General features: G+C 63.8%; 18 protein-coding genes and 1 pseudogene. 7 read left to right on the forward strand and 12 right to left on the reverse strand.

Annotated elements, in window-relative coordinates:
* Nucleotides 1–99: 99 nt before the first annotated feature.
* Both OZ911_RS18920 and OZ911_RS18925 read left to right on the forward strand, forming a co-directional pair.
* A complete protein-coding gene (locus OZ911_RS18920; protein WP_023048615.1) occupies nt 100–573 on the forward strand; it encodes a (2Fe-2S)-binding protein in 474 nt (157 codons plus the stop codon).
* Nucleotides 570–4,127 carry a molybdopterin cofactor-binding domain-containing protein gene (locus tag OZ911_RS18925; protein ID WP_268968452.1) on the forward strand — a complete coding sequence of 1,186 codons (3,558 nt, stop codon included), beginning with the start codon at nt 570–572 and terminating at the stop codon, nt 4,125–4,127. Before OZ911_RS18920 ends, OZ911_RS18925 begins: the two co-directional genes overlap by 4 nt.
* Nucleotides 4,128–4,130: 3 nt before the next feature.
* On the opposite strand, the gene OZ911_RS18930 is transcribed toward OZ911_RS18925, so the two are convergent.
* Together OZ911_RS18930 and OZ911_RS18935 are read right to left on the reverse strand one after the other, a co-directional pair.
* The gene (locus OZ911_RS18930) at nt 4,131–4,769 is read right to left on the reverse strand and encodes a TetR/AcrR family transcriptional regulator (RefSeq protein ID WP_016487984.1); all 639 of its coding nucleotides are present in this window, start codon (nt 4,767–4,769) and stop codon (nt 4,131–4,133) included.
* Nucleotides 4,770–4,940: 171 nt separating this feature from the next.
* On the reverse strand, nt 4,941–5,660 hold the full coding sequence (locus OZ911_RS18935; RefSeq protein WP_060517146.1) for a FadR/GntR family transcriptional regulator: 720 nt from the start codon (nt 5,658–5,660) through the stop codon (nt 4,941–4,943).
* Between the two features lie 96 nt (nt 5,661–5,756).
* On the opposite strand from OZ911_RS18935, the gene OZ911_RS18940 reads away from it, so the two are divergent.
* Nucleotides 5,757–6,503, forward strand: a complete 747-nt coding sequence (locus OZ911_RS18940; RefSeq protein ID WP_016487986.1) for a FadR/GntR family transcriptional regulator — start codon at nt 5,757–5,759, stop codon at nt 6,501–6,503.
* 2 nt (nt 6,504–6,505) lie between these two features.
* Here the strand turns inward: OZ911_RS18940 and OZ911_RS18945 are convergent, their stop codons facing one another.
* The 9 genes and pseudogenes from OZ911_RS18945 to OZ911_RS18985 form a co-directional block, all read right to left on the reverse strand.
* Nucleotides 6,506–8,320, reverse strand: coding sequence for a glycosyl hydrolase family 28 protein (locus tag OZ911_RS18945; RefSeq protein ID WP_268968453.1), 1,815 nt, complete (start codon nt 8,318–8,320; stop codon nt 6,506–6,508).
* 63 nt (nt 8,321–8,383) lie between these two features.
* A complete protein-coding gene (locus OZ911_RS18950; protein ID WP_070086361.1) occupies nt 8,384–8,752 on the reverse strand; it encodes a 5-carboxymethyl-2-hydroxymuconate Delta-isomerase in 369 nt (122 codons plus the stop codon).
* A gap of 69 nt (nt 8,753–8,821) precedes the next feature.
* A complete protein-coding gene (locus OZ911_RS18955; protein ID WP_028613317.1) occupies nt 8,822–9,598 on the reverse strand; it encodes an ABC transporter ATP-binding protein in 777 nt (258 codons plus the stop codon).
* A 10-nt stretch (nt 9,599–9,608) separates the two neighbouring features.
* The gene (locus tag OZ911_RS18960) at nt 9,609–10,448 is read right to left on the reverse strand and encodes an ABC transporter ATP-binding protein (protein WP_031311759.1); all 840 of its coding nucleotides are present in this window, start codon (nt 10,446–10,448) and stop codon (nt 9,609–9,611) included.
* Nucleotides 10,449–10,459: 11 nt separating this feature from the next.
* Nucleotides 10,460–11,377, reverse strand: coding sequence for an ABC transporter permease (locus OZ911_RS18965; protein ID WP_023047280.1), 918 nt, complete (start codon nt 11,375–11,377; stop codon nt 10,460–10,462).
* A 62-nt stretch (nt 11,378–11,439) separates the two neighbouring features.
* Nucleotides 11,440–13,049 (reverse strand): annotated as a pseudogene (locus OZ911_RS18970) (ABC transporter substrate-binding protein).
* A gap of 55 nt (nt 13,050–13,104) precedes the next feature.
* Nucleotides 13,105–14,142: an ABC transporter permease gene (locus OZ911_RS18975; protein WP_023047279.1), complete on the reverse strand. Its 1,038-nt coding sequence runs from the start codon at nt 14,140–14,142 to the stop codon at nt 13,105–13,107.
* Nucleotides 14,143–14,208: 66 nt separating this feature from the next.
* Nucleotides 14,209–15,819: an ABC transporter substrate-binding protein gene (locus tag OZ911_RS18980; protein WP_019472022.1), complete on the reverse strand. Its 1,611-nt coding sequence runs from the start codon at nt 15,817–15,819 to the stop codon at nt 14,209–14,211.
* Between the two features lie 69 nt (nt 15,820–15,888).
* Nucleotides 15,889–17,043: a mandelate racemase family protein gene (locus OZ911_RS18985; RefSeq protein ID WP_023047278.1), complete on the reverse strand. Its 1,155-nt coding sequence runs from the start codon at nt 17,041–17,043 to the stop codon at nt 15,889–15,891.
* A gap of 340 nt (nt 17,044–17,383) precedes the next feature.
* Between OZ911_RS18985 and OZ911_RS18990 the strand changes: the two genes are divergently transcribed.
* The 3 genes from OZ911_RS18990 to OZ911_RS19000 all read left to right on the forward strand — a co-directional run bounded on the left by OZ911_RS18990 (nt 17,384) and on the right by OZ911_RS19000 (nt 19,922).
* Complete coding sequence (locus tag OZ911_RS18990; RefSeq protein ID WP_023047277.1) at nt 17,384–18,109, forward strand: oligogalacturonate-specific porin KdgM family protein; 726 nt, start codon at nt 17,384–17,386, stop codon at nt 18,107–18,109.
* A 74-nt stretch (nt 18,110–18,183) separates the two neighbouring features.
* Entirely contained in the window at nt 18,184–19,002 is an 819-nt protein-coding gene (locus OZ911_RS18995) for an NAD-dependent epimerase/dehydratase family protein (RefSeq protein ID WP_023047276.1), read from the forward strand.
* 26 nt (nt 19,003–19,028) lie between these two features.
* Complete coding sequence (locus tag OZ911_RS19000; protein ID WP_023047275.1) at nt 19,029–19,922, forward strand: SMP-30/gluconolactonase/LRE family protein; 894 nt, start codon at nt 19,029–19,031, stop codon at nt 19,920–19,922.
* A 36-nt stretch (nt 19,923–19,958) separates the two neighbouring features.
* On the opposite strand, the gene OZ911_RS19005 is transcribed toward OZ911_RS19000, so the two are convergent.
* On the reverse strand, nt 19,959–21,113 hold the full coding sequence (locus tag OZ911_RS19005) for an MFS transporter (protein ID WP_070086362.1): 1,155 nt from the start codon (nt 21,111–21,113) through the stop codon (nt 19,959–19,961).
* A gap of 281 nt (nt 21,114–21,394) precedes the next feature.
* On the opposite strand from OZ911_RS19005, the gene OZ911_RS19010 reads away from it, so the two are divergent.
* Nucleotides 21,395–22,612: an amidohydrolase family protein gene (locus OZ911_RS19010; RefSeq protein WP_023047272.1), complete on the forward strand. Its 1,218-nt coding sequence runs from the start codon at nt 21,395–21,397 to the stop codon at nt 22,610–22,612.
* Nucleotides 22,613–22,624: the final 12 nt, after the last annotated feature.

Raw genomic sequence — 22,624 nt, forward strand, 5'->3', positions numbered from 1 at the left:
GCTTCTTGCTCACTCATTTCATGTAGTGAGTACTTACCGAAAATCTCGCGCCATGTGAGTCCTTTGGTAGCGCAAGCAACCTCCAGAGATGAGCCAACAATGCAAACAACCATCTCCCTGCGGATCAACGGCCAGCCTGTCGAAGTCAGCGCCATGCCCGACACCCCGCTGCTGCTGATCCTGCGCAACGACCTGTGCCTGAATGGGCCCAAATATGGCTGCGGCCTGGGTGAATGCGGGGCGTGCACGGTGATCATCGACGGCGTGGCCGCGCGCTCGTGCGTCATCCCCCTGGCCGGTGCTGCGGGCCGCGATATCACCACCCTCGAAGGGCTGGGCAGCAAGGCCGCCCCACACCCGGTGCAACAGGCGTTTATCGACGAACAGGCCGCCCAGTGTGGCTACTGCATGAACGGCATGATCATGACCGCCAAGGCCCTGCTCGACCGCATTCCCGCCCCCAGCGACGAACAGATTCGCAACGAACTGTCCGGCAACCTGTGCCGCTGCGGCACCCACGTCGAAATCCTGCGCGCCGTGCGCCGCGCCGCCGACCCCCGGAGGAAAGCATGAACCACTCACAACAGGTGCCCAGCCGCGACCAGTTGCTGGCCAAGACGGGTGTGTTGCTGATCGTCGACCAGATCACCCCTCCCTCGGGCCCCGTGGCCAAGGGTGTTACCCCTGTGGTCAAGGCGCGCGAGCTGGCGTTGTTTATCGCTGTCAGCGACGACGGCATGGTCTACGCCTTCAACGGCCACGTCGACCTGGGCACTGGCATCCGTACCTCGCTGGCGCAAATCGTCGCCGAGGAGCTGGACCTGCGCATGGACCAGGTGCACATGGTGCTGGGCGACACCGAGCGGGCCCCCAACCAGGGCGCGACCATTGCCAGCGCCACCCTGCAGATTTCTGCCGTGCCACTGCGCAAGGCGGCCGCCACGGCGCGGCGCTTTCTGTTGCAACAGGCCGCGCAACGGCTTGGCTGCGCGGCCGAAGCGCTGCGCATTGAAAACGGCGCAGTCATTGCCAGCAACGGCAGCACCCTGAGCTTTGCCGAACTGGTGCAAGGCGAAAACCACCAGTTGCCCATTGCCGACGATGCCCCGCTAAAAGCCATCGAGGACTACCGCCTGGTCGGGCGTAGCACCGCACGGGTAGACATCCCCGGCAAGGCCACCGGCGAGCTGACCTATGTGCATGACATGCGCCTGCCCGGCATGCTTCACGGCCGGGTGATCCGCCCGCCCTACGCCGGCCACGACAGTGGCGACTTTGTCGGCAACAGCCTGCTGGCGGTGGATGAATCGTCCATCGCCCATTTGCCCGGCGTGGTGGCCGTGGTCGTCATCCGCGACTTTGTCGGCGTGGTGGCCGAGCGCGAAGAGCAAGCGATCCGCGCAGCCCAGGCGCTGAAAATCAGCTGGAAGCCATTCACAGGCAAGCTGCCCGACCTCAGCGATGTCGCCCAGGCCATCCGCGACAACCCGCGCGTACAACGTACCGTGCTGGACCAGGGCGATGTTGACGGTGGCCTCGCCAATGCCAGCCAGCGCCTGAGCCGCAGCTACCTATGGCCGTACCAGTTGCACGCATCGATCGGCCCGTCGTGCGCGCTGGCCGATTTCACCGACGGGCCGATCCGCGTGTGGTCCGGCACGCAGAACCCGCACCTGCTGCGCGCCGACCTGGCCTGGCTGCTGGCGTGCGACGAAGCCCGCATCGAGATCATTCGCATGGAGGCCGCCGGTTGCTATGGTCGCAACTGCGCCGATGACGTGTGCGCCGATGCGGTGCTGCTGTCGCGGGCGGTACAGCGCCCGGTGCGGGTGCAGCTGACCCGCGAGCAGGAGCACGTGTGGGAGCCAAAGGGCACTGCGCAGTTGATGGAAATCGACGGCGGCCTGAACGCCGATGGCAGCGTGGCCGCCTATGACTTCCAGACCAGCTACCCGTCCAATGGCGCCCCCACCCTGGCCCTGCTGCTGACCGGCGCCGTGGAGCCGGTGCCGGCCCTGTTCGAAATGGGCGACCGCACCTCGATCCCGCCTTATGACTACGAACACATGCGCGTCACCATAAACGACATGACGCCACTGGTACGTGCCTCGTGGATGCGTGGCGTGTCGGCCATGCCCAACAGCTTCGCCCACGAGTCGTACATCGATGAGCTGGCCTTTGCCGCTGGCGTCGACCCGGTCGAATACCGCCTCAGGCACCTGTCCGACCCGCGCGCCATCGACCTGGTCAAGGCCACCGCCGAACGCGCCGAATGGCAGCCGCATACCCGCCCCATGCAGGCGCAGGCCGAAGGTGACGTGCTGCGCGGCAGGGGCTTTGCCTACGCGCGCTATATCCATAGCAAGTTCCCAGGGTTTGGCGCGGCCTGGGCGGCATGGGTGGCCGATGTCGCAGTGGACCGGCGCACCGGTGAAGTGGCCGTCACCCGCGTGGTGATCGGCCACGATGCCGGGATGATGGTCAACCCTGAAGGCGTGCGGCATCAGATCCACGGCAACGTCATCCAGTCCACCAGCCGGGTGCTCAAGGAACAGGTCAGCTTCGAAGCGTCGACGGTGGCCAGCAAGGAATGGGGCGGCTACCCGATCCTGACCTTCCCCGAACTGCCGGCCATCGACGTGATGATGCTGCCCCGCCAGCACGAGCCGCCAATGGGCAGTGGCGAGTCGGCCTCGGTACCCAGCGCGGCGGCCATCGCCAACGCCATTTTTGACGCCACCGGCATTCGCTTTCGCGAGCTGCCGATCACGGCAGAACGGGTGCGTGCCGCCCTCGATGGCCAACGTCAGGGCCCTGATGCACCAGCGCAGCCCACGCCCAAACGTTCAAAGTGGTGGTTCGGCTCGCTGGCCGGGGTATTCGGCGCTGCATTGGGTGTGCTCGCCACCGCCTTGCCCTGGCGCGCCGAAATCGCCCCGGTAACCCCGCCAGGCGCTGGCAGCTGGAGCGCCGCGATGCTCGAGCGCGGGCGCCAGGTGGCCGCGGCCGGTGACTGCGCCGTGTGCCATACGGTCAACGGTGGCAACGTCAATGCAGGTGGGCTGGCGATGGAAACGCCGTTCGGCACCCTGTACAGCACCAACATCACGCCCGACCCGCAAACCGGCATCGGCCGCTGGTCGTTCGGCGCCTTCGAGCGGGCCATGCGCGAAGGTATCAGCCGCGACGGTCGGCACCTGTACCCGGCCTTTCCCTACACCTCGTTTCGCAACATCAACGATGCCGACATGCAGGCGCTGTATGCCTACCTGATGTCGCAGACCCCGGTACGCCAGGAAGCACCCGCCAACCAGATGCGCTTCCCGTTCAACCAGCGGCCGCTCATGGCCGGCTGGAATGCGCTGTTTCTGCAACGCGGCGAATACCAGCCCGACCCGCAGCGCAGTGCGCAGTGGAACCGCGGCGCCTACCTGGTCGACGGCCTGGGCCACTGCACAGCCTGCCACTCGCCGCGCAACCTGATGGGCGCGGAAAAAGGCGGCAGCAGCTACCTGGCCGGCGGCATGGTCGATGGCTGGGAAGCCCCGGCCCTGAATGCGCTGGGCAAATCATCCACGCCGTGGAGCGAAGACGAGCTGTTCAGCTACCTGAGCACCGGCTTCTCCGAAAAGCACGGTGTGGCGGCCGGCCCCATGGGCCCGGTGGTCAGCGAACTGGCCACCCTGCCAAAGCGTGACGTGCGTGCCATTGCCCACTACCTCGGCTCACTCGACGGCGAGCCGCAGGCAGTGGCCACCAAGGCCGCGCCCCAGGTGGACACGCAGGTGTCGCTGAGCAACGGCGAGCGGGTATTCAAAGGCGCGTGCATGGCCTGCCACAGCGATGGGCTGGGGCCGAAGCTGTTTGGCGTCAGCCCGTCGATGGCGGTCAACAGCAACGTCCACAGCGCTCTGCCGGACAACCTGCTGCGCGTGGTGCTGCACGGCATTGCCACCCCGGCCACCCGTGACCTGGGCTACATGCCCGGCTTCAAGGACAGCCTGTCGGACCGCCAGGTCGCCGACCTGGCAGCTTATCTGCGCCAGCGCTTCGCTGCCGACAAGCCGGCCTGGCAAGGGCTGGCGGCCAAGGCCGCGCAGGTGCGCGCCAACCCCGGCAGCCACTGAGCGTCAGCGGCGCAGGCCGCGCAGGGCAAGGTCGCTGATAAACACCAGCCAGTCGGCCTTGGCCTGTTTGTCGGCCAGGTCCACGGCCAGAAACGAGCTGAGGGTATGGCGGTTGGAATTATAGAAATAGCAGAGCGAGGCAATCATCAGGTAGGCGTGGGTGATGTCGATGTCGTCGCGGAACAGGCCCTTGGCCTGGCCTGCTTCAATGATCGGCCGCAGCACGCCCACCGCTTCGCCGGACAGCGCCTTGAGGTTCTGCGACTTGCGCGCGTGCTGGCCCTGATGCAGGTTTTCGGTGGCGAGAATGGTGACGAATTCGGGGTGCCGCACGTAGTAGTCCCAGATGAACGCCACCAGCTCACGCAGGGCCTGTTCCGGGTCGCCGAGATCGATGCGCAGCTTGGCTTCGGCCTGGTTGAAGCTGGCATAGATGTGCTCCAGCACGCTGATGAACAGCTTTTCCTTGCTGCCGAAGTAGTAATAGATCATCCGGTCGTTGGACTTGGCCAGTGTGGAGATCTGCTCGATGCGCCCACCGGTGAAGCCTTCCTTGCTGAAGACCTTCACCGCAGCCTTGAGAATGTTGTCCCGGGTGCGGTCGGCCTGTTGGGCGCGAACACCGGTTTTGCGAGTTTGCATGTCGATCCCTGAGGGGGCTGGCCAGATACCCAACACTGCCACAGACGTTGGGCCATTGCGCGGCTTTTTCGGCTGGGCTGACACGATAAACGCGGGGGAGCTGAACATGCGACAGGGCACGGCAACGGGCCAGGGCCGGGGATACGGTGTGGCTGTGCACCGTGCTGCCACCTACGGCTCGGCACCCCGTTCGTCTTGGGTGATGCTTCGCTGGGCGCGTGTCAGGCAGTTGACCAGGTGCAGCCGCATGGCAGCACGGGCAGCACCGGCATCCTTGCGGGTGACCGCGGCATGCACTTGCTCGCGCTCCAGCGCCTCCAGTGCCCGCTGCTGGGCATCGCACGCGGGCATGGCCTGCTGCGCCACCGCCAACAAGGTATGCCCAAGGTGGGTCATGGTGTCGATGAAAAAACTGTTGCCCGTGCATTGGGCTATGCGCAGGTGAAACTCGAAGTCGGTTCGCATGCAGGGCGCTGACTGCGTATCAACAGCCTCATCCAGCGCCGCCCGCATGGCAGCCAGTTGCCCTGCGGTAGCACGCTGGGCAGCAATGGCAGCCGCCTCGACCTCCAGGCAAAGCCGCAGCTCGATGATCGCCACCTCGTTGTAAGCATCGCCCATTCCAGGGCTGGTACTCTGGAAGTCACCTGCCGGGATGGCGTCTACAACGAAGGTACCGATACCACGACGGGTTTCGACCAGGCCTTCGGCCTGCAACCGAGAAATGGCTTCACGCACCACGGTACGGCTTACGCCTCGCGCTTTGGTCACAGCTTCTTCGGTGGGCAATTTGCTACCCGCTGGCAATTCACCCGAGCGAATCTGCTGCGACAGGTCATGCACCAGTTGCTGGGCGAGATTCAGGCGTTTTTCCGGGGTGGCGGATGCCATTGTGTGAACCCTTGATAAGCGGAAGACCCCGGAGTATACCCGCAGCCTGGTGCCAAAACGCACTATACTGGCCGCTGTTCAGACGCGAGCACAGCAATGCCAGACCACACCGCCAGCCCCTCTCAACCGCCCCGCCGCCTGGCCGAAGCGCTGGTCGAACGCTTCGCCGAGCGCATGCGCGAAGGCACACTCAAGCGTGGCGACAAGCTGCCCACCGAAGCCACGCTAATCGCAACCGAAGGTGTCAGCCGCTCGGTGATACGCGAGGCTTTATCACGCATGCAGGCCGCGGGCCTGGTCGAGACTCGCCACGGTGTCGGCACCTTCGTGCTGGACATGCCGGCACCGGAGAGCTTCAACGTGGGGCCGGCAACCATCAGCCTGCTGTCCGATGTGCTCGACCTGCTGGAATACCGCCTGAGCCTTGAAGTGCAAGCCGCCGGCATGGCCGCCGAACGGGCCACGCCGCAAGCGCTGGAAGAACTGCATCAAGCACTTGAAGCCTTGATGCAGGGCCCGGAAAAATCCGGCAGCACCACCAACGCTGATTTCCAGTTCCACCTGAAAATTGCCAAGGCCGCAGGCAACCAGTACCTGATCGATATCATGAAGCATCTGGGCACCAAGATGATCCCCCGCACGCGCATGAACTCTGCCTACACCGGCCAGAGCAACCGCAGCACCTACCTGGCCGGTATCAACGCCGAACATCAGCAGATCTACGATGCCATCGCCAGCCGCCAGGTTGATGCGGCGCGCGCTGCCATGTACCTGCACCTGAGCAACAGCCGTACGCGCCTGCGTGAGGCGCAACGGCTACAGGCTTTTTACAGCGAGGCCTGAAGCTAAGGCGCAGGCTCCACATCCGTGAAGGCCAGCCCTTGGCTGCCCTGTACCTGCCAAGGGTTGGCGCCCCCGGTGTGGGTGAAGCGAAGCCCGACGAAGCGCGAATCTTTCAGGCCATCGATCTTGACCGGGGCCGGCCCGCTGAAACGTACACGCTCGAACACCAGCCCCTGATGCCAGGCGTCATGGCTGCTATCGCCCCTCACCTCGATGGCAGCGGTGCGGGCGTTTTCCACGCTCACATCGCTGACCGTGATGTCACGAAACTGCCCCGCCACCGTCGAGCGCTTGTAGTCGAGCTTGGCATTCGGGTCGTTGTAATCCAGGGTGAAGATGAAGGCCTGTTTTGCGGTATTGCGAATGGCTGAATCACGGAAGGTCACGTGGCGTGCGCCACCGCCCATGAAGTTGGTGCTTTTCATGCGCAAGCCGGTATCTGTGCCGTCCGAAACGTTGTCTTCGGCCAGGATGTTCTGGATCCAGGCGCCGGTGTGGCTGCCCGCCACGATCATTCCATGGCCTTTGCGGAAATAGTTGTTGAAGATCCAGGCATCTTCCTGCGGCTTTTGGTGGACCGCACCCGCACCAGTGCCAGCGGCGAAGTTGACGCAGTCGTCACCGGTGTCGAAGAAGTTGTTGAACACCAGCGCGCCGCGGCTGTTGGCAAACTCGATACCGTCGCCGTTGTTGGCGTCGTAGGTACGGTGCGTGGTGTTGGTCAGCACCACATTCTGCGTTTCCAGGTTCATGATGCCGTGATAGGCCGGGTTGACCACCGTGAAGCCGCCATAGAACACGTTTGTCACATTGCGCAGGGTGATCAGCGAGGAGCGCATCTGGCCGTAAGCGTCCTTGACGTTCATGCCCTCGGCCACCGCCCGCTCCACCTGGGCCTTGGCCAGCACGCCATCGTGCATGTAGCGGGTGTTGTCGCTGGCTAGGTAGAAGGGCAAGGCTCGCCCGCGCTCGTCGAGCACATCCGGGTTACGCTTCCAGCCATTGCCGTCGATGGTGCCCTTGCCAACGATGCGGATGTTCTCGAAGGCCTGATGCGCCTGCGGGTCGCGCGGCAACGCGTTGATCAGCGAGGCCGGGCGCACGGTGGTGGAATACGGGTACTGGATATAGCCTTCGCGCGGGTAGTCCTCGGCACGCTCGGAGCCCAACAGGGTAGCGCCCTCGGCGATTTCCAGGGTCATGTTGCTCTTGAGGTAGAGCGCCCCGCTCCTGTACGTGCCGGCAGGCAGCAGCACCTTGCAGTCCTTGCTGCAAGCGTCGATGGCACGCTGGATGGCGGCCGTGTCGAGCGCCTTGCCATCGCCCTTGGCACCGTAGCGCTGCACATTGAACAGTGCCGGTACGGCCGTGGTTCGCTGCACAACCACGGGGCTATCAGCAGACTCCTTGCCTTTGCTATCGACCGAGCGCACGGTGAAGCGGTACTCGGTATCGGGCGCAAGCCCCTGGGCGGTGAAGCTGTGAATGGCGATGCGGTGATGGAAGTTCTGCGTGTCCTGCTGGTAGAAGTGGTCGATGTAAGGCTTGGCCGGTGAGACCTGGTCATTGTTGGCGTTGCTGCCACCGAGCAGCTTGCCATTGGCATAGACATGGTAATCGACGATCTCGGCGTGGTCGGCCGGCTTCTCCCAGACCAGGATGATCTGTTGCTCATCGTAGGCCAGCGTCGGCACCAGGAGTTTGGCGGGCGCGTCCAGCGCCAAGAGCGGCAGGCTGCAGCCCATGGCCAGGGCACTCAGCAGTGCACGCGCCAGTGGGTGTTTGCGTGCAGCGACAGCAGGGTGTGCATACGGCATGGTTTTTATCTTCCTTGTTTTTGCCATTGATAACGCCACGCTTGAGCGGCCGAACCGCGTGGCTCAGGCCGTCAACGCGGCTTGCTCGAGGTACTGGCTGCGGTTGACGAAGGTCTCCCGGGTCATTTCCCTCACATCCATTGATAGCGCCTCGACCTCGGGCAGCAGGCCGACCAGCGCCGCCACCCCCGCCGAGGCGAGGCTGCGCCGCTGCTCGGCGCTGCGCCCGGCGAACAGGTACAGTGCAACATGCACGAAATCACCCTGCCCGGCGCCGCAGCGGTAATGGCTGAAGGTGTTCAGCCGCGCCTTGATGTCGCCGGGCTTGAACAGCCCGCTGGCATCGATGGCGTCGTGCACGGCGGCCAGCAGCGTCTGCTCGCCAACCCGCTCAGCCAAGCTGGCCGGGCAATCGATAATGCAATGAGGCATGGTGGATTCCTTGATCGGCAGCCCTGTGCGCCCTGCCCCGCTGGCTCAGGCGCAAGGCTTGGGAGGGGTTCAGGCAGAGGCGGCGCGCGGCGATTCGGCGCTGAAGTCGCGGCTGGCCTGGACCAGCATGCGGGTGTAGTCATGACGGGCGAGGTCCTGGCTCAACGCTTGGCTGTCGAGGCGCTCGACGATGCGCCCTTGCTGCATCACCGCGACCTTGTCGCACAGGTGGCTGACCACCCCCAGGTCGTGGGTCACCATCAGGTAGGTGAGCTTCTCGCGCTGGCGCAGGTCTGCCAGCAGGTTGAGGATTTCCGCCTGCACCGAGACATCCAGCGCCGAGGTCGGCTCATCCAGCAGTAACACACGCGGCTCGAGGATCAGCGCACGGGCAATCGCCACACGCTGGCGCTGCCCACCCGACAACTGGTGCGGATAGCGGTAGCGGAAGCTGTCATTGAGGCCGACCTTGACCAGGATGTCGTTGATCCGGTCGTCGCGATCAGCCATGCCGTGAATGGTCAGCGGCTCGCGCAAGGCTGTGTCGATGGTGTGCCGCGGGTGCAACGAGCCGTAGGGGTCCTGGAAGACCATCTGCACCTTGCGAAAATGCTCCTTGGGCAGCTTGTGCTGCAACGCACCGCCGGCAATGCTCAGCGCCCCGCTCCAGTGCCGGTACTGGCCGGCCAGGCAGCGCAGCACGGTGGTCTTGCCGGAGCCCGACTCGCCGACCAGGCCGAACGACTCGCCGTCCTCGACGGTCAGGTCGACGTCGTGCAGCACCTGGTTGAGTGTGGCGCCAACGCCGAAGCTCAGGTTCAGTGATTGTGCTTGGATCATGGACATGACAGTTACCTCAGCAGGTGAGCCAGAGCGGGTCGCGTTGCAGCACCGGCAAGCGCGGGCGGCGGTTGTCCATGCTCGGCAAGGCCGCCAGCAGGCCACGGGTATACGGGTGTTCGGCATATTGCAGGTCGCACGCGGCGAGCGACTCGACCACCCGCCCGGCGTACATCACCAACACCCGGTCACAGTAGTTGCGCACCAGGTTGAGGTCGTGGCTGACGAAGATCAGCCCCATCTGCTGCTCGACCACCAGCGCTTCGAGCACGTTGAGCACCTGCTGGCGCACCGACACGTCGAGTGCCGAGGTCGGCTCGTCGGCGATGATCACCTCCGGGTTGGTGATGACCATCATGGCGATCATGATGCGCTGGCCCATGCCGCCGCTGACTTCATGCGGGTACAGGTTGTAGACGCGTTTCGGGTCGCGGATATGGACCTTTTCCAGCATCAGCATGACCCGCTCGCGTGCCTCGCTGCGGCTGGCCTTGTGGTGCGCCAGGTACGCCTCGGCGATCTGGTCGCCAACCTTGACCACCGGGTTGAGCGAGTACTTGGGGTCTTGCATGATCATCGAGATGCGCTGGCCACGGATCTTCTGCATGGCCTTTTCGCTGGCGCTGAGCAGGTCGACATCGCCGAACTGCAGGGCCTTGGCGGTGATCTGCGTGCTGCCGGGGTGCAGCTTGAGCAAGCTGCGCCCGACCGTCGACTTGCCCGAGCCGGACTCGCCGACGATGGCCAGTTTTTCCCGGCCAAGGGTGAACGACACATCGCGCACCGCGTGCATTTCTTTCTTGCCGTTGACGAAGCGTACGTTGAGCGCTTCGACGTTGAGTTTGAGCGACGACATAAAGCCTCCAGTTACTCGCTACGCGGGTCGAGAATGTCCCGCAGGCCATCGCCCAGCAGGTTGAACGCCAGGCTCACCAGCATGATCGCCGCACCCGGTACCGCCACCAGCCACCAACATTCGAGCATGTAGCGTCGACCGGTGGAGATCATCGCGCCCCACTCCGGCAGCGGCGCCTGTGCGCCAAGGCCGAGGAAGCCCAGCGCCGCGGCGGTGAGGATGATCCCGGCCATGTTCATGGTCAGGCGGATGATCACCGACGACAGGCACATCGGCACAATGTGACGCAGGATGATGCGCGTCGACGAGGCGCCCTGCAGCTCGACCGCGACAACGAAGTCGGCCTTGCGCAGCGACAGGGTTTCAGCCCTTGCCAGCCGTGCGATCGGTGGCCACGAGGTCAGCGCGATAGCGACCACGGCATGCTCCAGGCCAGGGCCAAGGGCAGCGATGAACGCCAGTGCCAGGACCAGGCTGGGGAACGAGATGAAGATGTCGGTGATGCGCATGAACACCGTGTCGACGATGCCGCCGTAGTAGCCCGACACAGTGCCGATGAACAGCCCGATCGGTCCGACGATAACGGTCACCAGGGTAATGATGTAGAGGGTGATGCGTGAGCCGTAGACCAACCGGCTGAAGATGTCGCGGCCGTATTCGTCGGTGCCGAACCAGTGCGCGGCACCGGGGGCCTGCAGGGCATTGGCGAGGTTCTGCACCACCGGGTCATGGGTGGCGATCCACGGGGCAAAGGTGGCGACCACGATCAGCAGCACGGCCACCAGCAGCCCGGCCAGGGTCATGGGGTTGCGCAACAGGTGGCGCAGCACCCGCAGGCTGCTTTTGTAAAAGGCGTCGAGGCTGGAAGCCGGCGTGGTGTCGGCCTGCGGCTTGGCGCTTGCTTGGGTAGAAGACATGTTGGCAATCATCGGCATGTTCTCGGTGTGAAATCATGGCCGCCCGGAGCGCCCGCTGGCGCCCCCGGACAGGTTCAGCGTTGCTTGTAGACGCCCAGGTAACGGGTCGCCTCGGCGTCATCGCCGGTAAAGCCCTTGACGTCCACAGCGCTCACCGCGGTGTCGGTCATCTGCGAGAGCATCATGATCGGCCCGACCTGCTGGTCGTAGCGCTGCTGGGCCTGGTGGTACAGGCTCACGCGCTTGGCGGCGTCACGCTCGACGCCCGCCTGGTCGATCAGCGCATTGAGCTGTTGATCGAAGAACGACGCGCGCCAGCCCTGGAAGTTGGGCAGGCCCGCACTGTCGCTGTTGTCCGGGTTGTAGACAAAGGTGCGCAGGCTGAAGTACGGGTGCGGGTAGCGCTCGGCACCGCGCGCGACGATCATCTCGAAGTTGCGCGCGCGCATCGCGCCATACACCTGGTTGCCGGTGCCGGTGACGATGCTGGCCTTGATCCCGCCTTCGGCGAGCGTCGACTGCATGCGCGCGGCGATGTCGATGAACGGCGGCTCGGACAAGGTCCGGATGGTGGTGGTGAAGCCTTGCGGGTAGCCGGCTTCGGCCAGCAACGCCTTGGCCTTGGCGACATCCATCTTGTAGCCTGGGTCCGGCAGGCGGGCGTCGAGGCCAAGCTGCATCGGCTGCTGGTTGAGCATGCCGTAGTGCGGCATGACTTGCTCGTCGATGCCTTTGTAGTCGATCAGGTTGCGCACTGCTTCGCGGACTTTCTGGTTGGCGAATTCGGGCTGCTTCATGCTCATCGCCACGTAGTACATGGTGCCGCGCTGCAGCGGTTGCACCTGCAGCTTGGGCGAGCGCTCGATGGCCTTGATGTCTGGCGCGGCCATGCCGTAGACCAGGTCGAGGTCACCGCGCTCGAGCATCAGCCTGAGTGATTGCGACTCGGTCATGTGCCGCACCAGCACCCGCTTCATTTTGCAGGGCCCGCCCAGTAGCCGTCGAAGCGGGTCATCACCAAGGCGTCGTTGGCGCTCCACTTGGTCAGGGTGAACGGGCCGCTGCCGGCCTCGTTGGTGACTAGCCAGGCGGCGCCCAGGTCGCCGTCCTTCTCGTGCTTCAAGGCTTCCTGGCGGTCGACGATGACCGCGCTGGGCGAGATTGCCAGCGAGTCGATCAGCAGCAGCGGGTCGGCGGGCTGTGGCAGCTCGACCACCAGGGTGTGCGGGTCAGTGGCGCGGATCAGCCCCTGAATGTTGTCGACGCTGTAGCCGTAGGCCTTCCAGGTGGTGGCCAGGCCGAAGTTGAGTTTCATCACGCGGTACAGCGACCAGGCCACGTCTTCGGCGGTGAGCGGGTTGCCGGAATGGAACTTGACGTCGCTGCGCAGGTGGAAGGTGACTTGCTTGCCGTCTTCGCTGATCTCCCAGCGTTCGGCCAACTGTGGCAGGTGTTTTTCCGGGTTGCCCTGGTCGCGCTTGACCAGCGTGTCATACAGGTTGGCGTTGACCCCGGAGGCATCCAGGCCCGGGGCGTTGGCCGGGTCGATGGAAAACAGGTTGACCATGCTCATGCCGACGATCAACTGGTCGGCGGGGGTCTTGGCCTGCACGGCGGCCATCGGCCCCAGTGCCAGCATCGCACCCAGCAGGCTCAGGCGCAGGATCGGAAGTACAGTTTTCATGTGGCTGTCCTTGTTTTTATAGTCATGCACTGTGTTCGCGCTGGCCGCGCGGGGCTTAACGGGTCCTTGGGTCGAACACCTTGTACAGGGCGTCGCTGATCAGGTTCAGGGCGACGAAGATCAGCCCGATCACCAGCACACAGCCCATCACCGCGTTCATGTCACCGAGCATCAGGCTGCTGGTCAGGTACTGACCAAAACCGGGCCAGGCAAACACCGTTTCGATAAGTACCGCGCCTTCGAGCAGCGAGCCGTAGGCCAAAGCGACCACCGTCAGCAGCTGCACGAGGATGTTGCGAAACGCATGGCCCCAGACCACCTGGCGGCGCGACAGGCCCTTGACCCGGGCGGTGATGATGTATTCCTGGGACAGCTGTTCGAGCATGAAGCTGCGGGTCATGCGGCTGATGTAGGCGACCGAGTTGAGGCCCAGGATAAGCCCCGGCAGGACGATGTGCCGCAGCGCGCTGGTGAAGGCTTCCCAATCGCCGGCCAAGGCCGTGTCGATCAGCAGCAGGCCGGTGATGTCCGGCACCATGCCGTCGTAGGCGAGGTCGATGCGCCCTGCCCCGCCGGCCCAGCCGAGCCAGGCGTAGAACACCAGCAGGCCCATCATGCCGACCCAGAAGATCGGCGTGGAGTAACCGAACAGGGTGATCACCCGTGCCACATGGTCGCCAAGGCGGCCCTGGTTACTGGCCGCGACCACGCCCAGTGGCAAGCCGATGACGATGCCGAAGAGGATCGCCAGGGTGGCCAACTCGATGGTCGCCGGGAACACCCGCTTGATGTCGTCCAGCACCGGGTGGCCGGTCAGCAGGGCGTTGCCGAAATCACCGTGGAGCAGGTCGTTGAGGTACAGCCCGAACTGCACCCAGATCGGCTGGTCCAGGCCCATCGCCCGGTACACCTGGTCGTAGGTAGAGCTGTCGGCGTCCGGACCGACCACGGCCAGCACCGGGTCCAGCGGCATCACCCGGCCAATGAAGAAGGTCAGCGCCAACAGACCGAGCAGGGTCACCAGGACCGTGCTGGCCCGGCGGGCAGTGCCAGACACGCGCGTGCCCAGCACAGAGGCAGTCGAAACTAACATAACAGGCTCCTGAAAATGCGTTCAGCCAACACCGAGGCGTTCGGGGCGCGCACGCCCCGCTCCCGCTCATCGCGACTTGTAGACGTCTTTGTAGCGGGTGGTGGCCGCACTGTGGGTCTGGTAATCCTGAACATCGTGGTAGACCACCACGGTGTCGGTCATCTGCGACACCGGCAGGATCGCGCCGACCTGCGCGTCCAGGGTCTTCTGGATCTGCTGGTACTGGGCCAGTTGCCTGGTCTTGTCAGGCTCGACTTCGGCCTGCTCGATCAGCGCGTTCAACTCGGGGCTGTAAAACGACGTGCGCCAGCCCTGGAAGTTGCTCAGCTTGGCTTCGTCGCGGTTGTCCGGGTTGTACACCAGGGTCCGCAGGCTCGAATGCGGATGACGCTCGGCCCCGCCACCGCCGCGGCCGACCAGGATGTCGAAGCTGCGTTCGCGCATGGCGCCGTAGATCTGGTTGCCGGTGCCGGTGACGATGGTCGCCTGGATGCCGGCCTGAGCCAGGGTCGCCTGCAGGCTGGAGGCGATGTTGATGAATGGCGGCTCAGTGAGCACGCGGATGGTGGTTTTGAAGCCATTCGGGTAACCGGCTTCGGTCAGCAGTTTTTTCGCCTCGGCGACGTTCAGGGTGTAGCCCGGATCGTCCAGCCGTGCCGGCAGGCCGAGCGGCAATGGGCGCTGGTTGAGCTGGCCGTAGTGCGGCATGACGGTCTGGTTGATGCCTTGATAGTCGATCAGCGAACGCACCGCGCGGCGCACACGGGCGTCATCGTAGGGCTTGTTCTTGACGCTCAGGGCAACGTAGTAGAGGGTCCCGCGCTGCACGGTCTGGGTGCGCACCTTGTCGGACTTCTCCAGGGCTTCGATGTCGGGTGCGGACATGCCCTTGGCCAGGTCCAGGTCACCGCGCTCGACCATCAGGCGCAGCGACTGCGACTCAGTCATGTTGCGCATGACGATGCGCTTGAGCTTGGCCGGGCCACCCCAGTAACCGTCGTAGCGGCTCATCAGGATCACATCGTTGGCGCGCCAGTCATTGAGGATGAACGGGCCGCTTCCGGCGGCGTGTGTAGTCAGCCAAGCGCCGCCCATGTCGTCGCCCTTCTGGTGTTGCTGAACCACTTTGCGGTCGAGGATGAAGGCACTGGGCGAGGTCGCCAGGGTGTTGAGCACCAACATCGGGTCGGTTGGCCGCGGCAGCTCGAGGACAAAGGTGTGCTCGTCGGCGGCGCGCAGGTACTGGGCGGCGTTGCCGGCGGTGAAGCCGTAAGCCTTCCATGTCGAGGCCAGGGCCAGATTGAGCTTGAGCACGCGCTGCAACGACCAGGCGACGTCTTCGGCAGTCAGCGGGTTGCCCGACTGGAAGGTCACGCCGGGGCGCAGCGTGAAAGTCAGGGTCTTGCGGTCGTCGCTAACCTGCCAGCTTTGCGCCAGAGCCGGTACCAGTTGGTCCGGCTGCTTGACGTCCTGCACCAGCAGCATGTCGTAGAGGTTGGCATTGACCTCTGAGACATCCAGGCCGGTGGCGGCGGCCGGGTCGAGCGACAGCAGGTTGATCATGCTCATGCCGACGATCAACTGGTCGGCGGGGGTCTTGGCGAAAGCGGCAGGTACCGACGTCATCGCCAGCGATGCGGCCAGGACCCCCGCCCAGAATTTGGGGAGAACGCTCATGTGAGATAGCCTTTTTATAGTTATTGGACTCTCGGGCGGCACGCACCAAGGCGTGCCGCCATGCACGAATCAGAAGCTCTGCAGCATGTTGGTCTCGACGTAGTCGAAGTCGATCTCCTCCCCCAGGCCAGGCAGGTCGGAGAGGTGCACGAAGCCGTCTTCATCCATCGGGTCGACCAGGCGCTTGAGGTAGGCCGGTACTTCGTCATAGTTGAGGAACGGGTGCAGCAGGCCGCGCTCGTACCAGGTGCAGTTCTTGATCGCGCCGACCACCGCCAGGTTGGCCGCGCCGTTGCCGTGGATCTCGCAATCCATGCCAAACGCTTCGGCCATGTGCGCGACCTTCAGGCACGGGGCGATACCGCCGACCCCGGCAACGCCGGCGCGCAGGATGTCACAGACATCGTTCTTGACCCAACTGGCGCGGCTCAGGTGTTTGCCACCGAGGCTTTCCGGGCCCAGCACGGGGATGTCCAACTGGGCGGCCAGCCACGCGTAGGACTCGGCCGAGTCTTCCATCATCGGCTCTTCGAACCAGGCGAAATTCAGCTTCTCCAGCGCACGGCCGACGGTCAGCGCTTCGGTGCGGCTGTACCAGTGATAGCCGTCGATCATCAGCGCGATGTCGGGGCCGACCGCTTCACGTACGGCGGCGCAGGCCTTGATGTCCATGCTCACGCTCGGGGCGAACGACACCGGCGGCATCCAGGTGTGCAGCTTGATCGCCTTGTAGCCGCGCTTGACCAGGGTCTCGGCGAAGCGGCCGTATTCTTCAGGGGTCGACAGGCCGCCCGGCAGCTCGTCACCGCACATGGTCGAACCGTAAGCCGGGACCTTGTCGCGGTAGCCACCGATGAGCTTGTGCACCGGCACCTTGAGCTTGCGCCCGGCCCAGTCCCACAGGGCCTGTTCGACCAGTGCCAGGGCGCGGTCGGTGAGCTGGCTTGCGCTGCCGCGTTGCCAGTGCGCCAGGTCGTGCCAGATTTTTTCGCGGTCGAAGGCATTGGCGCCGACCAGCACCTTGCGCACGAAGCCATCCAGCACGTACGGGCGGATCAGCTCGGGAGCGCCGAAGGCGAAGCCTTCGTTGCCGCACTCAGTCTTGATTCGCAGCAAGGCCATCTTGGCCTGGGTCACGTCGCCCGGATGGGCATGGCCGGCGCTGTCTACAGCGCGGCGCGTGGGGTAGGAAAACACCTGGACGTTTACAGCAGTAATGATCATGGACGTCTGAGCCTTCTTATTGGATTTGTGGCGGGTGAGTCACGCTCTGGGGGCAATCCTACGTCATCATACAACATTTGAAAAGCACCACTTCAAACTGACGAAATAGTCGTGAATAGCCTGCTAAACCCCATCATGTGATTCCCATCACAAAGCACAAAAAAAGCCATAACTACTGATTTAGAGCCTTCGATCAAGGTGATCAGACAACATTTCAATATTTCGTAGACAGCCCCCTGGTCGTACGATAACTTATTTGAAAAATCACGGAGCGCCCCACCCACCTCATCCCGATCACACGCCTCATCACGTCCTCAACAAAAACAAAAAAAGAGATCGCATGAACAACACACTTCGCCGCCTTATCGCCGCCAGTACCCTCGGCTTGTCGTTCTACGCCTGCGCGGACTCCGCCAGCATCAACTACCGGCATGGGTACACCGAAGACGACAGCATTCACTCCGACCGGATAAAGCTGAGCTACCGCAAGGACAGCGGCCTGGGGTTTGCCGCAGAAATCAAATACAAAACTGCCGGCGACCGCGAAGACGTCGCCTACGACAACATGGTCAACAACGGCCATGAGTTCACCGTGGACTACAACTACAAGATGAGCCCCCGGTCGACCTGGACCCCCGCCTTCCAGATGGACAGTTCCAAGGACGCAACCACCTACAAGTTCGGCTTGAAGTACAACTACAAGCTCAGCGACACCTGGTACGTCGCCACCCGCGTACGCCACGACGCACGCAGCCTCGACCGGGATCAGGTCGACCACAGCAAAGCGGACCGCGCCAAGGACAACCAGAACACCGCCCGCCTTGAAGGCTGGCTCGGCTACACCCCCAGCGGCCCGTGGGCATTCGAATACCAGTACATCCACTTCACCACCGACTACATCCGTTACGACAACAAGAAGCAGGACTACGAGCAGAACCTGATCATCAAGTACAAGCTCAACAAACAGTGGGCGCCATTCATGGAAGTGGGTGACATCAAGGTCAACAGCTACACGGACGATCGCCAGGCCCGTTGGCGCCTGGGTATCCAGTACAACTTCCTGTAAGGGCAACCGCCCGACCATGCCGGTGTCGTTGCACCACGGCACCCTCATGCAGTTTCAGCAAAAGGCATCCGACAATGACCACGACCAACCGCAAACCCTTCAACCGCCTGCTGCTCACCGGCGCCGCCGGCGGGCTCGGGCAAGTGCTTCGCCAAGCACTGCAAGCACACGCCAACATCGTGCGCGTATCAGACATCAGCCCCATGGCAGCGGCTGCGGGCGAGCATGAGCAAGTCATCAACTGCGACCTGGCCGACAAGGCCGGCGTATCGGCCCTGGCCGAGGATGTGGACGCCATCGTGCACCTGGGCGGCATCTCCACCGAGCGTGCCTTCGAAGAGATTCTGCAAGCCAACATCGTCGGCACCTTCCACATCTATGAGGCCGCCCGAAAGCACGGCATCAAGCGCGTGGTGTTCGCCAGCTCGAACCATGTCACCGGCTTTTACCCTCAAGGCGAACAGGTAGATGCGCATTCGCCGCGCCGACCAGACTGCTACTACGGGTTGTCGAAGGCCTACGGCGAAGACCTGGCCACGTTCTACTTCCACCGCTACGGCATCGAAACCGTCAGCCTGCGCATCGGCTCTTCATTCCCCGAACCACGCAATGTGCGCATGCTGTCCACCTGGCTGAGCTACGGCGACCTGGCGCATCTGGTAGATCGCGCATTGCTCGCCGAAAACGTCGGCCATACCGTGGTGTACGGTGTCTCAGCCAACCGCGACCTCTGGTGGAGCAACCGCCACGCCGCACACCTGGACTTCAATCCGAAGGACAGTGCCGAGCGCTTCCGCCCGGCCCTGGAGCAGCAGCCAAAGCCCGCTACAGATGACCCGACGGCCCACCTGCAAGGTGGCGCCTTCACCGCTGCCGGCCCTTTTGACGACTAAACCCTGATGGAGCGCGTAATTCTTCCATGACAGCCGAACTGATTACCGATGCACGCAATGCCACAGGCGAAAGCCCGGTCTGGCACCCGCAGGAAAATGCCTTGTACTGGGTAGATATACCGGCAGGCCGCCTGCACCGCTGGCAACCAGACGGCCAGACACATCACTGGGCCGCAGACGAAATGCTCGGCTGCATCGTCCGTCGCCAGCAAGGCCACTGGCTTGGGGCCATGGAGAGCGGGATCTTTCACCTCACCGCCCAGGCTGACGGTCGCCTGGTTGCCGACAAGCGCACCAGCGTCGAACACGCGAGGCCCGGCATGCGTTTCAATGACGGACGTTGTGACCGCCAGGGGCGCTTTTGGGCCGGTACGATGCAAACAAACATGGGCGCCGAGCCGGTGGGTGCGCTTTACCGATATGACGCGACGGCGGACGCAACGGTAAAGCCAATGCAAGCACGACTGGACAGGCTGATCGTGCCCAACGGCATGGCGTTCAGCCCGGACGGCAAAACACTGTATGTCTCCGACTCGCACCCCAGCGTTCAGCTGATCTGGGCCTTCGACTACGACATCGACAGCGGCACACCGCACAACCGCCGAATATTCGTCGACATGAACCAGCACCCCGGCCGACCGGACGGGGCTGCGGTAGATGCCGAGGGTTGCTACTGGATTTGCGCGATCGATGCCGGTCAGGTACTGCGCTTTACCCCCGAAGGGAAGCTGGATCGCGCCCTGCCGCTACCGGTAAAGAAACCGACCATGTGCGCATTCGGCGGCCCGCAGCTGGATACGCTGTTCGTGACGTCGATTCGCCCACAAGGCATCGACCTGAGCGACCAGCCCCTGGCCGGCGGCGTGTTCGCGCTCAACCCCGGCGTAAAGGGCTTGCCGGAGCCGATTGCCGGGGGCTGAAGCCTGGGCCGGTATTGGCTGCCACCAGGGGTATGCTCAATAAGCAGCCTTGCTGGGCATCCCCCTGCGACCTGCCCCAAGGCAAGTGACTGCAAAGGCAATCACCAACGCCCCGGTACCCAACAGGAAAATCAGCTGCTGGTTGGAGCCCTCCACCAGCATGGCGATCAGCGCCGGCGTCACCGCTGCCGCCCCCATCAACGTGATGCTGACCAGCGGTGTGAGCTTGCCAGTCGGGTCGTTGGTGGTAATCAGCGCCATGTAGTACGACAACGACAGCACCCAACCAAAGTTGATCAGCAACAACGCAACGAACAGCTGCATTGGCGTGCGGGTATGCCCCGTAAGCATGGCGATGGAAATGAACACCGCCACCAGCCCTACGGCGATCATCAACTGGCGATTGACCCGCGCCCCCAGCAGGCTAGGCAGCCCCGCCCCGGGCAAACCACCCAGGGCCGACAGGCCGAATGCCCAGCCGATATCGACGCCGCTGATGCCCTGGTCTCGCGCCAACTGGTCGATGAAGCCCCATACGCAGTAGATGGCGATCTGCATGAACAGCATGCCCACCAGCGCAGTGCGCCCCGTGCGCGCCGAACCACTCTGGGCAGGTGAGGCTTCGCCACTGGCCAGCAACGCCGCCGGGCGACGCGGTAGCACCAGGCTGGCGCCGCAGATGAGCAAGTACCACAGGCCGAACGCGCACAAGGCGGTCACCGTGCCACTCTGCGCGGCCAGCAGCGGCAACCCTGCGGAAAACAACGAGTACTCGGGCGTTTGCAGCAACAGCATCAACCCGAACGAACGGTCCTGGTTGGGCAAGCGGCCCAGCGTGGACACCGCATAGGCATACACCAGCCCCGCACAGGTGCCGGCCGCCAGGCGCACGATCAGCAGCACGGTGTTGGTGGTGGCAAAGGCGGTCGCGATGCTCAATGCCACGCACAGCGCGCCAACGAACAGGCACAGGCTGCGCCCGCCATGGCGCTTCATCAGCACCGGGCAAAGCAAGGTGCCCAGGGTCATGCCGATCATCTCGACCGACACCACCCAGCCCTGCTGATCGAGTGACAGGCTCAGCTGCTCTGTGACCAAACCCATGAAGATGGGTTGTACGCCACAGACGATGAAGGAAGTACAGGCGATGAAAATCAGCGCGGCACGCAGCAGCTTGGCATCTTGCGTCATGGGGACCCCGACACGGCATTTGTTTTTATTGTGTGTGGCGACCTGCCCGAAAGGCGCCGTAGCTGGCGGCGAGGCGGGTCTCGGTGGCAATCGTGGGCCGACATTGCGGGCTTTGAAAGTTAATTATCGGCATCCACGTCAGTGGGCTTTTTAATACAGGTCAGCATCCCCTGCCTGCATCCAGAAATGCACTGCACCCGATCCTGATAATTAATTGGAGACAGGCCCGCATCCCCCCTACCGTGGTACGTCACCCAAGCCTCCGTAAAAAAGGCCCGATCATGAACGACCGTGAGTTCATCAACGCTATCGATGCCGATGGCAAGCCCCTGCACATTGCGGTAACCAACGGCCGCATCACCCACATCGGCCCGCAACGCGCCAGCACCCCAGCCCGTGAAACCATCGACCTCGAAGGCCTGCTGGTGCTGCCAGGCTTTGTCGATGGCCACATTCACCTGGACAAGAGCTTTGTCGGCGACCGCTGGCGACCGCACCAACCCGTGGCCAGCCTGCGCGAGCGCCTGGCCGTGGAAAAACGCGAACTGGCCAGTGCCCCACCCATCGTCGAGCGCGCCGATGCGCTGATGTGCCAAGCTGCCTCGTTCGGCACCCTGGCGATGCGCTGCCACGTGGACGTAGACGCCACCACCGGCCTGACCAACCTGCACGCCATGCTCCAAGCCCGGGACAAGTGGAAAGACCTGCTCGACATCGAGCTGGTGGCCTTCCCTCAGGCCGGTGTGGTGACCTGCCCCGGTACGGCTGAAGTGATGGAAGCGGCCATCCGCGAAGGCGTGCAGGTGGTCGGCGGCATCGACCCCACCACACTGGATGGCGACGCCGACGCCCAACTGGACATCGTGTTCGGTATCGCCGAGCGCCATGGCGTGAAGGTTGATATCCACCTGCACGAACCCGGCGACATCTGCATCGCTCAGCTCCAACGCATCGCTGCGCGCACCCAGGCACTGGGCATGCAAGGCCTGGTGGCGGTCAGCCACGCCTATGGCCTGGGCGACGTATCCGATGCTGTTGTCGACCGCACGGCCGAAGTGCTGGCCGGCGCAGGCATCTCCATCATGACCAACGCCCCCGGCGAACATGCGTTTCCACCCGTACTGCGCCTGCGTGACGGCGGCGTGCGGGTATTTACCGGCAACGACAACATCCAGGACGCCTGGTGGCCCTACGGCAATGGCGACATGCTGCAAAGGGCCATGCTGGTCAGCTACCGCTCGGGCTTCAATACCGATGAGGAGCTGCGGGTTGCGCTGGAAATGGCGACCGAAGCCAGTGCCGGGGTGATGGGCAAGCAGGACTATGGGTTGAAGGTTGGTAACGAGGCCAGCTTCGTTCTGTTCAGGGCACCGAATGCTGCTGCGGCGGTGGCAGCGGCCATTCATGAACGGGTGATCGTGCGCCACGGCGCGTTCTGGGGCAGGCCTGCACAGTTGCAGTTGAAGGCTGCGCAGTTCGCCACGGAAATCCACCGTTAAAACCCCTGGCAG

The sequence above is a fragment of the Pseudomonas fortuita genome (genome assembly GCF_026898135.2).
GTDB classification, from domain to species: domain Bacteria; phylum Pseudomonadota; class Gammaproteobacteria; order Pseudomonadales; family Pseudomonadaceae; genus Aquipseudomonas; species Aquipseudomonas fortuita.